General features: G+C 66.4%; 9 protein-coding genes. 2 read left to right on the top strand and 7 right to left on the bottom strand.

Going from position 1 to position 13,579, the window contains the following annotated elements; translation table 11 throughout:
• Nucleotides 1–29 precede the first annotated feature (29 nt).
• The 3 genes from V2S85_RS16110 to V2S85_RS16120 all read right to left on the bottom strand — a co-directional run bounded on the left by V2S85_RS16110 (nucleotide 30) and on the right by V2S85_RS16120 (nucleotide 4,722).
• On the bottom strand, nucleotides 30–179 hold the full coding sequence (locus V2S85_RS16110; protein WP_330703865.1) for a hypothetical protein: 150 nt from the start codon (nucleotides 177–179) through the stop codon (nucleotides 30–32).
• 272 nt (nucleotides 180–451) lie between these two features.
• Nucleotides 452–2,905: a TonB-dependent receptor gene (locus V2S85_RS16115; protein WP_330703866.1), complete on the bottom strand. Its 2,454-nt coding sequence runs from the start codon at nucleotides 2,903–2,905 to the stop codon at nucleotides 452–454.
• 1,022 nt (nucleotides 2,906–3,927) lie between these two features.
• Nucleotides 3,928–4,722 (bottom strand): outer membrane protein assembly factor BamD, encoded by a 795-nt coding sequence (locus V2S85_RS16120; protein WP_330703867.1) that lies wholly within the window; start codon nucleotides 4,720–4,722, stop codon nucleotides 3,928–3,930.
• 101 nt (nucleotides 4,723–4,823) lie between these two features.
• Between V2S85_RS16120 and V2S85_RS16125 the strand changes: the two genes are divergently transcribed.
• The gene (locus tag V2S85_RS16125) at nucleotides 4,824–6,605 is read left to right on the top strand and encodes a cation:proton antiporter (protein WP_330703868.1); all 1,782 of its coding nucleotides are present in this window, start codon (nucleotides 4,824–4,826) and stop codon (nucleotides 6,603–6,605) included.
• Between the two features lie 251 nt (nucleotides 6,606–6,856).
• Here V2S85_RS16125 and V2S85_RS16130 read toward each other — a convergent pair whose 3' ends face one another.
• The gene (locus V2S85_RS16130) at nucleotides 6,857–7,333 is read right to left on the bottom strand and encodes an Lrp/AsnC family transcriptional regulator (protein ID WP_330703869.1); all 477 of its coding nucleotides are present in this window, start codon (nucleotides 7,331–7,333) and stop codon (nucleotides 6,857–6,859) included.
• A 109-nt stretch (nucleotides 7,334–7,442) separates the two neighbouring features.
• Between V2S85_RS16130 and V2S85_RS16135 the strand changes: the two genes are divergently transcribed.
• The gene (locus V2S85_RS16135) at nucleotides 7,443–8,378 is read left to right on the top strand and encodes a DMT family transporter (RefSeq protein ID WP_419198208.1); all 936 of its coding nucleotides are present in this window, start codon (nucleotides 7,443–7,445) and stop codon (nucleotides 8,376–8,378) included.
• On the opposite strand, the gene V2S85_RS16140 is transcribed toward V2S85_RS16135, so the two are convergent.
• The 3 genes from V2S85_RS16140 to recA all read right to left on the bottom strand — a co-directional run bounded on the left by V2S85_RS16140 (nucleotide 8,375) and on the right by recA (nucleotide 13,551).
• On the bottom strand, nucleotides 8,375–9,307 hold the full coding sequence (locus V2S85_RS16140; RefSeq protein ID WP_330703871.1) for a glutaminase: 933 nt from the start codon (nucleotides 9,305–9,307) through the stop codon (nucleotides 8,375–8,377). The two genes, V2S85_RS16135 and V2S85_RS16140, sit on opposite strands and share 4 nt — an antisense overlap.
• Nucleotides 9,308–9,424: 117 nt before the next feature.
• Nucleotides 9,425–12,073, bottom strand: a complete 2,649-nt coding sequence (gene alaS / locus V2S85_RS16145) for an alanine--tRNA ligase (RefSeq protein ID WP_330703872.1) — start codon at nucleotides 12,071–12,073, stop codon at nucleotides 9,425–9,427.
• Nucleotides 12,074–12,480: 407 nt separating this feature from the next.
• Nucleotides 12,481–13,551 (bottom strand): recombinase RecA, encoded by a 1,071-nt coding sequence (recA, locus tag V2S85_RS16150; RefSeq protein WP_330703873.1) that lies wholly within the window; start codon nucleotides 13,549–13,551, stop codon nucleotides 12,481–12,483.
• Nucleotides 13,552–13,579: the final 28 nt, after the last annotated feature.

Below are 13,579 nucleotides of genomic sequence, written 5' to 3' on the forward strand. Positions count from 1 at the left end.
CTTCGCGCGTCGCCGGGCGCTTTTGCCGGTCAGTGCAGACCCTCCGCCAGCAGTTGCGCACCGAACGCAAGCCAGACCGCGACGAAAATGGCGACGATGAGGACAAGCTCCACCGGCGTGCCCATGCGCGCCGCATCGGCGACGTGGACTTCGGGATCCGGCGTGAAATCGTGCTTCATGTCCATCGTGAGAAAACCTGCCCCCAGCCTGATGGCGGTATCCCGATCTGAAACCGGGTTCCTTTCCCCAGGAAAACCTTACTTGGTGAATCACACGATAAGGGAAATTTCCGGCTCCGAGAAATTACTAAAAGTTCACAGTGCAATCGATTTAGACGAATTTTCTGATTGTTGTTCAATGGCAAAGTTGCGCGCGGTGCAAACGAAAGACCCCGCCCCGCCGGTATGGCGGGACGGGGCGACGATTCGCAGGCGACCGGAAGGTCGGCGGATCAGAAGTTGGACTTGATCGTGAAGCCCCAGGTGCGCGGGTCACCCGGCAGGCCGGCGATCAGGCCGGTGTTGCCCGGGCCGACGAAGAGCTGCTCGAAGTAGTTCTCGTCGAAGGCGTTGCGCACCCAGCCATAGACGTCGAAGCCGCTTTCGGTGCGGAAGCCCGCCCGGAAGTTGTGCAGGCTATAGCCATCGACCCAGGTGTAGGCCGAAGGCGACGGGTTGGACGAGAAGTTCGACCGCACCGAGCCGTCATAGCCGAAGTAGACCTCGCCCTCCTTGCCGAGCAGCTTGGCCGGGGCGTTCACCTCGGCGCCGAACGAGAACGAGAACTTCGAGACGCCCGGCAGGCGCTGGCCGGAGATGTCGCAGTTGGCCGGGCTGATGCCTCCTGCCGTGCCCGGAGGGCTGACGGTGGTAGTGGCGGTGACGGTGGTGCCGCCCGAAAGCTCAGGCGGACACGGCGCATCGACGAACTTGCGATAGGTCGCGTCGGTGTAGGCGCCGTTGGCATAGGCGTTGAACCGTTCGCTCGGCCGGACCGAGAAGTCCGCCTCGATGCCCTGCGATCGCACCGCGCCGGCATTGGCGAGGTAGCCGCGCAGCACGCCGTACTGGCCGTTGTTCACGTTGGCCTGGTAGTTGGTGATATCGGTGCGGAAGATCGAGACGTTGAAGGTGGCACGGCGATCCCAGAACTGGGTCTTGATGCCCGCCTCGTAGTGATGGACCGATTCGGGCTTCACCGTCGCGGAGGCGAGGATCGGGTTGTTGCTGGCATCGACCGGCACGCCGTTCTGGTTGATGCCGCCCGACTTGAAGCTCTTGGCATACGTCGCATAGACCAGCACGTCCGGCGCCACCTTGTAGCTGGCGGTGAAGTCGTAGCTGAAGTTCCAGTCGCTGAATTCCGGCGAGATTTCCTGCGGCGTGTAGATCGCGACCTGGGCCTTCTGCGCGGTCGTGAAGCTTGCCTGGTTGGCGAGGAGCAGTTCGTTGCCGGCGCCGTCGAACACGCGGCGCTGATAATAGCCTTCCTTCTTGTCGTAGTTCAGGCGCACGCCCGGCTGCAGGGTCAGTTCCGGCGTGACGTGCCAGCTCAGCTGGCCGTAGAGCGCCGCGCTGGTGTTCTTCAGGTACTGCGTGTTGTAGGCGACAAGGCCGTTGAGGGCATCGTTGGCGACATTGTTCCACGCGCTCGACGCAGACCCCTGAGCCTCGGTGCCCTGGGTATCGATGCGCTGGTAGAAGCCGAAGGCGCCGACGACGAAATCGATCTTGTCGCTGCTGTAGTTGTAGCGCAGTTCCTGCGTGTACTGGTCCTGCTGCGACGGATTCTGCGACAGCGCGACGATCGGCAGGCCGGTGAAGTCACGGTCGTTCGAGGGATCCCAGTCCCAGAAGCGCCAGGCGGTGATCGAGGTCAGCGCGCCTGCGCCCAGTTCCCACTTCACCCGCAGCGAGGCGCCGCCGATCTTGTTCTTCGCCCGCAAGTCGGTGTCGAGGTCGGTCAGGCGGTCGAACGGATCGGTGCTCGGCGGGGCATAGCCCAGCTTCGCGGCAAGCGCGGCGAACTGGCGGGCCGTGGCGCGCTGGGTGGCGCCGGTGCGCACGTAGACCGAGCCGCAGCAGTTGGCGTCCTGCGCGCTGAAGTCGCCCGCCAGGGTTATGTCCAGCGTTTCGGTCGGCTTCCACAGCAACTGGCCGCGCAGGCCGAGGTTGTCCTGGCTCTGGATGTGCTCGCCGGTGGTGACGTTGTAGATCGTGCCCTTGCGATTGGTCGAGGAGACCGCGATGCGCGCCGCCACGGTGTCCGACAGCGGGCCCGAGATCGCCGCCTTGGCCTGCTTGAAGTTGTAGTTGCCCAGCGACACCTCGGCCTTGCCCTCGAAGTCGAAGGTCGGCTGGTTGGTGGTGATGTTGATCGCACCCGCCGTGGTGTTCTTGCCGTAGAGCGTGCCCTGGGGGCCGCGCAGCACTTCGACTTGCGCCACGTCGAGGAAGTCGAACGTCGCCGAGGCCACGCGCGAGTTGTAGACGTCGTCGACGTAGATGCCCACGCCCTGCTCGATGCCGTCGTTGGTCAGGCCGAACGGCACGCCGAGGCCGCGGATGTTGACGGCGGTGTTGCGCGGGTTCGATGAGTAATACTGAAGTGTCGGCGTCAGCTGCTGCAGGCGGCCGACGTTGAACGAGCCGGTCGAATCGATATGCTCGCCCCCGACGACGGAGATCGCCAGCGGCACCTCCTGGCTCGATTCCTGGCGGCGCCGCGCGGTGACGACGATGTCGCCGCCGCGATCATGGGCACCGGTGCCGACCGAGCTTTCGGAAGTCTGTTCCGCTCCGGCCGGCGCTGCCGGGGCATCCTCGGCATGCGCCGCAGGAAGACCGATGGTCACGGATGCGAGAACGGTGGACGCAAGCAGCGTCCGTCGCACGAACGAAGTCATCTTCAAATCCTTTGTCAGGGAATTGAACGCATCCGGGATACCCCGGTCTGCACCTGCTGGTCGGCCCGCCCCCTCAGGACCGGCAGGTAAGGCTCGATGCGCGCCCCGCATGCATACGGGACCGCGATCGGGCGAAAAGATCATGGAAAACCGGCGTGGTCAGGCGACGCAAAACCTCATATGCCCATTCCTCATAAGGTGTCCTCCAAGGCCGTTTCGCCTCTTGTTGAGCATTACTAATCTCAACCTAATTAGTGGACAATAGACTTCCGCTATCAGGCCATAAAGGGAAACTGCATCGGCGGGCGCCCATGTATCGTCGCGGCGAAAGCACTGCGCCGCGCGGGCGGGCCGGCGATCTTGACATTTATAACCACATGGGTTATATGCCCCAGCATCCGGAGCGGTGCAGATCACATCGCCCCGGTGTATCGGGTCGGCGTCGTGGGCCGGGATGCGGTTTCAAGCCGCGATCGCGCAAACCACGCGTCCGTTCGAAGACCCGAAGTGCCCCCGAGCTACTGGAAAGCGTCGTCCATACGTTCCTGCGACACACGGCAGGACATTGGAAGGCCCCGCCGGATAGCCATCGGCTGATAACGCTGCGAGCCCTAACAGACGGCCACATGGGACACTTCGATGGAATGCAGGTCGAGCCGGGCTGACCACCGCTACCCGGCCGCTCGCCAGAGCAGGTGGAAAACAAACCCCCGCGTCCCAGCTTGGACGCTCCCGGCGCCGACCCGATGTTCTCGGATGCGTTGATCTTCCCCCGGCGTTAGGCCCGCACTCGCCAGCGGGCGTTTTCGCATGTGCAGTTCCTCCCCGAGCTTGCTCGGGGAGGTGGCGCCGCCGAAGGCGGTGACGGAGGGGCAATCGCCTTGCCCCATCCCCTCCACCACCCGCTGCGCGGGCGGTCCCCCTCCCCGAGACAAGCTCGGGGAGGAACAAGAAACCCCCGGTGGAGCTTGTCCGCCGGGGGTCTTGCTATACGATCGTCAGGAAGGAGCCTGTCGCCGCCCTCAGGCCGCGACGTCCTGTGGTGCGTGCTTCTGCATCAGCTTGTAGGCGCGCGCGTACCACTCGCTGCCGCCGTAGTTGTGCTCGAGCACGGCGGCTGCCTTCTGCGCCTCCTCCGGTACGCCGAGCGCGAGATAGCCCTCGACCAGGCGGAACAGCGCCTCGGGGGTGTGGCTGGTGGTCTGGAAGTTGTCGACCACGTTACGGAAGCGCAGCGTCGCCGCCAGCCACTTGCCGCTCAACTCGTAGGAGCGGCCGATGGTCATCTCCTTGCCCGCGAGGTGGTCGTTCACGAGGTCGATCTTGAGCTGCGCGTCGCGCGCATAGGTCGTGCCCGGATAGCGGCGCATGATGTCGGTGAGCGCCTGCTTGGCCTGCTCGGTGGTCTTCTGGTCGCGGGTCACGTCGCTGATCTGCTCGTAGTAGCAGATCGCGATCAGGTAGTACGCGTAAGGCGCGTCCTTGTTGCCCGGGTGGATCGACAGGAAGCGCTGCGCCGACTGGATCGCCTTGTTGTAGTCACGCGCGGCATAGTAGCTGAACGCGCTCATCAGCTGGGCGCGGCGGGCCCAGGGCGAATAGGGATGCTGGCGCTCGACCTCGTCGAACAGCGCGGCGGCCTGCTTGGTGCGGCCGGTGTTGAGACGTTCCTGCGCGGCGGCATAGAGCGTATCGACATCGCGCGCGACATAGGCGGTATCGCGGCTCTTGGCGCGGCCGCCGCATCCGGCAGTGAGAACGATCGCCCCGGTAGCGGCGAGAAGGACGGCGGTCTTGAGCGACGAACGTGCGAACATGGACGGGTCTATAACCAGCGCTTGGCTGAACGCCAAGTGAAGTTGCGCGAATAGCGACAGCGCAATTGTCGCAGGACGTTGCAGGCCCTAGGCTGCCTCGCATGGCAGGCAGCAGCGATCTCTATTCCCCCGTCATGTCCGACGCCCTGGTGATCCTGGGCGCGGCGGGCATCGTCATCCCGGTATTCAACCGTTTCCGCATCACCCCGGTGATCGGCTTCATCCTCGTCGGCCTGCTGGTCGGCCCGTTCGGCATGGGCCGCCATGTCTTCGACCAGCCCTGGCTGCACTACGTCACCATCACCGACCCCGACGGGCTCGACATCTTCGCCGAGTTCGGCATCATTCTGCTGCTGTTCTCGATCGGGCTGGAGCTGTCCTTCGCGCGCCTGTGGGAGATGCGGCGCATGGTCTTCGGGCTGGGCTCGCTCGAACTGATCTTCATCGCCGCCGCCCTGACCTTCATCCTCGCAGCGATCGGGCAGAGCTTTTCCGGGGCGATGGCACTGGGCCTGGCGCTAGCGCTGTCCTCGACCGCGCTGGTGCTCAAGATCACCGAGGCGACCACGCCGGTCGGCCGCGCCGCGCTGGCCATGCTGCTGTTCGAGGACATCGCCCTCGTCCCCATCATCTTCCTGCTCGGCGCGCTCGGCCCCCATGCGGGCAGCGGCGTCGACGAACTGCTGCACACGCTGCTGTGGGGGACCGTGGTGGTCGGCGGACTGCTGATCTTCGGGCGCTACCTGCTGCCGCCGCTGTTCGCGCAGGCCGCCCGCACCAAGAGCCCGGAGCTGTTCCTAGCCGCCAGCCTGCTGGTGGTGATCGTCGCCTCGCTGGCGACCGCCGCCGCCGGGCTCTCCCCGATCGTCGGCGCCCTCGTCGCCGGCCTTCTGATCGCCGAGACCGAGTACCATTCCGAGGTCGAGCAGATCACCGAGCCGTTCAAGGGCCTCGCGCTCGGCGTCTTCCTCATCACCATCGGCATGAGCATCGACCTTGCCGTGGTGTGGGAGAACCTCGGCTCGATCCTGATCGCGACGGTGGTGGTCATCATCCTCAAGGCAGTGGTCACCGGGGTCATGCTGCGGGTCATGGGCGCGCGGCGCGGCACCGCGACCGAGGCGGGCATCCTGATGTCGAGCCCTTCGGAGACGACGCTGATCGTGCTGACGGCGGCGGGATCGGCGCAGCTGATCCAGCCCGGAACCGCGCAGTTCTGGCAGATCGTCACCGCGCTGGGGCTGACGGTCACGCCGCTGCTGGCGCTCGCCGGCAAGATCATGGCAAAGCGCGTGGACGGCGCCGAAGCCCCCCCGCGCGGGAGCGAGACCATCGGGGACGACGGCAAGCCGCGCACGCTGATCGTCGGTTTCGGGCGCGTCGGCCATCTCGTCGCCGACATGCTGACCCGGCATGGCCGCCCTTACCTCGCGGTCGACAGCGATGCCGATCTCGTCGCCCACGGACGGCGGCTGGGCTACACGGTGGCGTTCGGCAATGCCGGGCGCGGCGACGCACTGCTGCGCCTCGGCGCGGCCGAATCGGCGGCGGTGATCCTCACCATGGACGAGCCCGTCACCGCCCAGCGCATCGTGCGCAAGCTGCGCCTGCAGTTCCCCGACCTGCCGATCCTCGCCCGCGCGCGCGACGCCGACCACGCTGCCCAGCTCTACCGCGCCGGCGCCAGCTATGCGGTGCCGGAAACACTGGAAAGCTCGCTCCAGCTCTCCGAGGCGGCGCTGGTGGAGACCGGCGTGGCGATGGGCCCGATCATCGCCTCGATCCACGAGAAGCGCGACGAATTCCGCGAAATGATCATGGAACGCGGCGGACTGGCGGAAAAGCCGTCGCTGAAATCGGGGCAGCTGCGGGAATCGGCGTAACCGGGCGGCGGGGGGTTTTGCTCCCTTTTTCGTCATCCCGGCATGCGCCAGGATGACGGATGACCGCTTCCCACCCAAATCCGCCGTCACCCTGAACTTGTTTCAGGGTCCATCAGGCCGATGGCCCAGTTTGTGATCCGCCAATCGAGATGGCGGCTCGAGCCACCACGCTCGGATGCCAATCGCCCGATGGATCCTGAAACAAGTTCAGGATGACGAAGCGCCGTGGGAACAGGTCCGCTCCCCCTCCCTCACCGCACCACCACCTCCATCCCGCTCTTGACCCGGTCGAGCGCCACCAGCGTGCGGAAACTCGCCACCCATTCGTGATCGGAGAACAGGCGCCGCGTCAGTTCCTCGTAGCTGCGCATGTCGCCGGTCACGATCACCAGCACGAAGCTGGTCCCGCCGGTGGTGTAGTAGCACTGCTGCACTTCGGCGGTTTCGCGGAACAGGGCCTTGGCGCGGTCGATGCTGGCGGTCCGCTCGTCGCGCAGGAACACCTCGACCACGGCGGTGACGGTCAGACCCAGCGCCGCCGGATCGACCAGCGCCACGTTGCCCGCGATCACCCCTGCCTGCTCCATCGCCGCGATCCGGCGCTGCACCGCCGCCGCCGAGAGGTTCACCGCCTCGCCGATGGTCCGCTGCGGCGTGCGCGCGTCACGCTGGAGGATGCGCAGGATGGCGCGGTCGAAATCGTCGATCGGGGCGGACTTGCGAGGCATATGCGAGCTTTTGTTGCGTTTTGACCGCGAATCAAGAGCGCACGCCCCGGTGCCTTGGTGGTAATCCCCCCGGATCACGCAACGAACGGAAGCTGCCTTGGACCTCGCCCTGCCCCCAGACCGCAAAGACGGCTCCACTTTCAGCGGCGTTCTGAGCGGCATGGGCGCGGGCGCGCTGTGGGGGCTGGTGTTCCTGGCACCCGAACTGGTGCGCGGATTCGGGCCGCTGCAGCTCTCGATCGGACGCTATCTGTGCTACGGCGCGGCCTCGGCCGTGCTGGTGGCGCCGCGCCTGCGCCGCGTGCTCGCGGCGGTCGAGCCCCGCGAGTGGCTGAGCCTGGCCTGGCTCGCGCTCGCCGGCAACACGCTCTACTACGTGTTCCTGTCAGCGGCGGTCCAGGCGGGCGGCGTGGCGATGACATCGCTGGTGATCGGCTTCCTGCCGGTGGCCGTGACCGTGATCGGCAGCCGCGACCGCGATGCGGTGCCGCTCGCGCGCCTGGCGCCCTCCCTGCTGCTCTGCGCGGGCGGCGCGGTATGCATCGGCTGGCAGGCGCTCGCCGCCCCCGCATCCGGCGCGGCGGGAAGCCAGGCGATCGGCCTCGCCTGCGCGATCGGCGCGCTGGTGTCGTGGACCGCCTTCGCGATCGGCAATGCCCGCTGCCTTGCCCGCACCCGGGTTTCGGTCCACGAATGGAACCTGCTCACCGGCCTCGTCACCGGGGCACAGGCGCTGGCGTTGCTGCCGCTCTCGCTGCTGCTGGACGACTGGAGCCGCCCCCCGGCCGAATGGCTAACTTTCGCCGGCGTTTCCATCGGCGTCGCGCTGTTCGCCTCGATCGTCGGCAATGCGCTGTGGAACCGGATGAGCCGCCTGCTGCCGCTGACGCTGGTGGGGCAGATGATCCTGTTCGAGACGCTGTTCGCCCTGCTCTACGGCTTCGCCTGGGAGCATCGCTTGCCGACCCCGCTGGAACTGGGTGCCTTCGCGCTGGTGGTGGCGAGCGTGGTCAGCTGCATCTCCGCGCACCGCCGCAAGCGCTAACCGCGCGGTTCGAACACCGACCACCCGGTCCGCTGCACGAGCCGCTCCAGCGCCAGTTGCCCGAGATGCGAGTTGCCCGCGTCGTTCAGCCCCGGCGACCACACCGCGATGCTCGCGATCCCCGGCGCGACCGAAAGGATCCCGCCGCCGACCCCGGACTTGCCCGGTAAACCGATACGATAGGCGAAATCGCCCGAATTGTCGTAATGCCCGCAGGACATCATCAAGGCATTGATACGCCGCGCCCGCCGCCCGGTGACGACGCGGTGCCCCTCCACCTTGCCGTCGCCCATCAGGAAACGCCCCGCCATCGCCAGCTGCCGGCAGCTCATCGCCAGCGCGCAGAAGTGGAAGTAGGTGCCCAGCACCAGCCCCACCTCGCCATGGATATTGCCGAAGGCGCGCATGTAGTCGGCGAGCGCCATGTTGCGAAAGCCGGTCTCCTGCTCGGCGCGGGCGACCGCCTCGTCGATGCGGATGGTGTCATCGTCGCCCGCCAGCTCGCGCACGAAACGCAGCATCTGCCCGATCGCCTCGCGCGGCTGCAGCCGGCCCAGCAGCACGTCGCACACGACGATCGCGCCGGCGTTGACGAAGGGATTGCGCGGAATGCCATGCTCGGTCTCCAGCTGGACGATCGAGTTGAACGCGCTGCCCGAAGGTTCGCGCCCCACCCGGTTCCACAACTGGTCGCCGACCGCACCCAATGCCAATGTCAGCGCGAAGACCTTGGAGATCGACTGGATCGAAAACGCCTCGTCGGCATCGCCGGCGGCATGGACGCTGCCATCGGCCATGACGACCGCGATACCGAACTTGCCGACCGGCACTTGCGCAAGCGGCGGGATATACGAGGCGACGGTGCCGCGCTCCGTCTCGGCGCCCATCTGCTCGGCGATATCGGCGACGATTTCGGCAATCGACGTCATTGCAGCTCCCGTCGTCCCGGGTCTGGGACCGCTCAGTTCACGGCTTGACGCCCTCGCCGACGGTTTATCCGGGGAAGACCGTCAGCAGCCTCGGGAAATCCCGGGGCCGCGAGAGGATCACCCCGCCAGCGCCGCCTTGACCGCCGCGATGGCATCCGCCGCCTTGTCGCCGTCGGGACCGCCGCCCTGCGCCATGTCGGCGCGGCCGCCGCCGCCCTTGCCGCCAAGCGCCTCGACGCCCTTGCGGACGAGTTCGACCGCGCTGACGGTGCCGGTGAGGTCTTCGGTGACGGCAGCGGCGATGCTCGCCTTGCCCTCGTTCACCGCGACGATCGCGGCCACGCCCGAACCGAGGCGCTGCTTGGCCTGATCGAGCAGCCCGCGCAGTTCCTTCGGGTCGAGCCCTTCGAGCACCTGGCCGGAGAACTTGACGCCGTTCACGTCCTCGTCAGCCGCCTCGGCCTTCGCGCCGCCGCCGCCGAGGGCCAACGCCTTCTTCGCCTCGGCCAGTTCGCGCTCCAGCTTGCGGCGTTCGTCGAGCAGCGCGGCGACGCGGGCTTCCACGTCCTCGGGCGTCGTGCGCAGCAGGCTGGCGGCGTTCTTGAGCGCATCCTCGCGGCCGACCAGCCACTGCCGCGCGCCCTCTCCGGTCATCGCCTCGATACGGCGCACACCCGAGGACACCGCGCTTTCCGACACGATGCGAAACACGCCGATGTCGCCGGTGGCGCGCACGTGGGTGCCGCCGCAAAGCTCGACCGAATAAGTACGATCACCCGAATGGCGGCCCATCGAGAGCACGCGGACTTCGTCGCCGTACTTCTCGCCGAACAGCGCCATGGCGCCTGCTCCGATGGCATCGTCCGGCGTCATCAGGCGGGTGAGCACCTGCTCGTTGGCGCGGATTTCGGCGTTCACCTCGGCCTCGATCGCAGCGATGTCCTCTTCGGTCAGCGCCTTGGGGTGCGAGAAGTCGAAGCGTAGACGGTCGGCCGCGACCAGCGAGCCCTTCTGCGTGACATGGTCGCCCAGACGGCCACGCAGCGCCGCATGCAGCAGGTGCGTCGCCGAGTGGTTCGCGCGCACGGCATCGCGGCGCTCGACATCGACCGCCATGGCGACGGCATCGCCCACCTTGATCGTGCCCGCCTCGACCGTGCCGCTCATCGCGTGCAGGCGGCCGAGCGGCTTGGCGGTGTCGGTTACGGTGATCTTGAGGCCGTTCGCGCCGGAGATCGAGCCGCGATCGCCTTCCTGACCACCCGATTCGCCGTAGAACGGGGTCTGGTTGGTGAGCACGACGACCTCGTCGCCCGCGTTCGCCGACTGGACTTCCTTGCCGTCCTTCACCAGCGCCACGACCTGGCCTTCGCCGGTGGTGGAGGTGTAGCCGGTGAACTCGCTGGCGCCTTCGCGCTCGGCGATGTCGAACCACACTTCGCTGTCGGCAGCCTGGCCCGAGCCCTTCCACGCGGCGCGCGCCGCGGCCTTCTGCTGCGCCATGGCGGCGTCGAAGCCCGCCTTGTCGACCGCGATGCCGCGCGAACGCAGGGCGTCTTCGGTCAGGTCATAGGGGAAGCCGAAAGTGTCGTAGAGCTTGAACGCGGTTTCGCCCGGAAGTTCGCCGCCCTCGCCCATGCCGGCGGTCGCCTCGTCGAGCAGCTTGATGCCGTTCGACAGGGTGCGGCGGAACTGCACTTCCTCGCGCTCCAGCGTTTCCTCGATCAGCGGCTGCGCGCGGCCGAGTTCGGGATAGGCCTGGCCCATCTCGGCGACCAGCGCGGGCACCAGGCGGTGCATCAGCGGATCGCGCGCGCCCAGCAGGTGCGCATGGCGCATGGCGCGGCGCATGATGCGGCGCAAGACATAGCCGCGGCCCTCGTTCGAAGGCAGCACGCCATCGGCCAGCAGGAAGCTGGTGGAGCGCAAGTGATCGGCGATCACGCGGTGGCTGGCGCGGGTGTCACCTTCGGCGGCAACGCCGGTCAGGCTTTCCGATGCGGCGATCAGCGCCTTGAAGGTGTCGATATCGTAGTTGTCGTGCACGCCTTGCATGACGGCGGAGATGCGCTCCAGCCCCATGCCGGTGTCGATCGAGGGCTTGGGCAGGTTGCCGACGATCTCGCCCGCAGACTGCTCGAACTGCATGAACACGAGGTTCCAGATCTCGATGAAGCGGTCGCCGTCCTCTTCCGGCGATCCCGGAGGGCCGCCCCAGATGTGGTCGCCATGGTCGAAGAAGATTTCCGAGCACGGACCGCACGGACCTTCGTCGCCCATCGCCCAGAAGTTGTCCTTCGTGGGGATGCGGATGATCTTCTGCTCAGGCAGGCCGGCGATCTTCTTCCACAAGTCGAAGGCTTCGTCATCGGTGTGGTAGACGGTGACCAGCAGCTTCTCTACCGGCAGGCCCCACTCCTTCGTCAGCAGCGTCCACGCATGGGTGATCGCCTGCTCCTTGAAGTAATCGCCGAACGAGAAATTGCCGAGCATCTCGAAGAACGTGTGGTGGCGCGCGGTGTAGCCGACGTTGTCGAGATCGTTGTGCTTGCCGCCCGCGCGCACGCATTTCTGCGAGGACGTCGCGCGCGGCGTGGCGCGGGTTTCCAGGCCGGTGAACACGTTCTTGAACGGCACCATGCCCGCATTGACGAACATCAGCGTCGGGTCGTTGTAAGGAACGAGCGGCGCGGACTGCACGGCCTCATGACCATTGCTGGCGAAGTAGTCGAGGAAGGACCGGCGGATGTCATTCGTAGTCTGCATGATTTGCGCCGATAATGGACACCGCGCGCGGCGGCAAGCGGGAGTCTGCGGTCAGACTGGTCGGGAATTGCGATGATACGCCGGTTTTTGCACCATAGTGGCGAGTGGGTTACGGAAGAAGAGGGAAGAAGAAGCAGGGGAGCATAGCCCCCCTGCCCCCCCGTTACCTGTCGTCGTTGTGCGTGCAGCGGCGTTGGGGGCGCATTGAAGCGCCGCAGGCTATATCGGTTTTGAAGGCGGCTTCGCCGCAGTAGAACGAAGCGCTGCGCCCGCCCCCACAGACCGAGGCTGCTGCAAGGCGCAAGGCCGACATTCCCGGGAGCGCGAGGGTATTAACCCTCGCATTTCCCATTAAACCTCTTCCCAAACAAAAAGCCCCGACATTCCTGCCGGGGCCTTTCGCTTTATCAGTCGTCGCCCTCGGAAGGCCCGACCATCATTTCCTCCGCCAGACCGTCGGTTTTGGTACGGATCGCCTTTTCGAGGCGGTCGCAGACTTCGGGGTTGGTCTTGAGGTAGGTCTTGGCGTTCTCACGCCCCTGCCCGATGCGGATCGAATCGTAGCTGAACCACGCGCCCGACTTCTCGACGAGGCCGGCCTTGACGCCGAGGTCGAGGATTTCGCCGATCTTGGAGACGCCTTCGCCGTACATGATGTCGAATTCGACCTGCTTGAACGGCGGGGCGACCTTGTTCTTGACGATCTTGACGCGGGTGGCGTTGCCGACGACTTCGTCGCGGTCCTTGATCGCGCCGGTGCGGCGGATGTCGAGGCGGACCGAGGCGTAGAACTTGAGCGCATTGCCGCCGGTGGTCGTCTCCGGGTTGCCGTACATGACGCCGATCTTCATGCGCAGCTGGTTGATGAAGATCACCATGCAGCGCGAGCGGCTGATCGAACCGGTCAGCTTGCGCAGCGACTGGCTCATCAGGCGGGCCTGGAGGCCGACGTGGCTGTCGCCCATCTCGCCTTCGATTTCGGCGCGGGGAACGAGCGCGGCGACCGAGTCGACCACCAGCACGTCGATCGCGTTCGAGCGCACCAGCGTGTCGACGATTTCCAGCGCCTGCTCACCGGTGTCGGGCTGCGAGACGATCAGTTCGTCGATGTTGACGCCCAGCTTCTTGGCATAGACCGGGTCGAGCGCGTGTTCGGCATCGATGAAGGCGGCGGTGCCGCCGGTCTTCTGCGCTTCGGCGATGCAGTGCAGCGCCAGCGTGGTCTTGCCCGAGCTTTCCGGGCCGTAGATCTCGATCACGCGGCCGCGCGGCAGGCCGCCGACGCCGAGCGCGATATCCAGGCCAAGCGAGCCGGTGGAGATCGCTTCGACCTGCATGGTCTCCTTCGAGCCCAGCTTCATCGCGGAGCCCTTGCCGAACGCCTTGTCGATTTGCGCAAGCGCGGCTTCGAGCGCCTTCTGACGGTCCATTGCGTCCTTTTCCTTGCCTTCCTGGATCAGCTTGAGCTGAGCAGCCATGTCACTACCCTCCTGCTACCGGCGTGAC

Source organism: Novosphingobium resinovorum (assembly GCF_036352595.1).
GTDB lineage: Bacteria > Pseudomonadota > Alphaproteobacteria > Sphingomonadales > Sphingomonadaceae > Novosphingobium > Novosphingobium resinovorum_B.

Bases quoted from the DNA above. Each gene is read 5' to 3' on its own strand.
- V2S85_RS16125 (WP_330703868.1), top strand. From the start codon at position 4,824: ATGGCAGGCAGCAGCGATCTCTATTCCCCCGTCATGTCCGACGCCCTG.
- V2S85_RS16110 (WP_330703865.1), bottom strand. From the start codon at position 179: ATGAAGCACGATTTCACGCCGGATCCCGAAGTCCACGTCGCCGATGCG.
- V2S85_RS16130 (WP_330703869.1), bottom strand. From the start codon at position 7,333: ATGCCTCGCAAGTCCGCCCCGATCGACGATTTCGACCGCGCCATCCTG.
- alaS (WP_330703872.1), bottom strand. From the start codon at position 12,073: ATGCAGACTACGAATGACATCCGCCGGTCCTTCCTCGACTACTTCGCC.
- V2S85_RS16120 (WP_330703867.1), bottom strand. From the start codon at position 4,722: ATGTTCGCACGTTCGTCGCTCAAGACCGCCGTCCTTCTCGCCGCTACC.
- recA (WP_330703873.1), bottom strand. From the start codon at position 13,551: ATGGCTGCTCAGCTCAAGCTGATCCAGGAAGGCAAGGAAAAGGACGCA.
- V2S85_RS16140 (WP_330703871.1), bottom strand. From the start codon at position 9,307: ATGACGTCGATTGCCGAAATCGTCGCCGATATCGCCGAGCAGATGGGC.
- V2S85_RS16115 (WP_330703866.1), bottom strand. From the start codon at position 2,905: ATGACTTCGTTCGTGCGACGGACGCTGCTTGCGTCCACCGTTCTCGCA.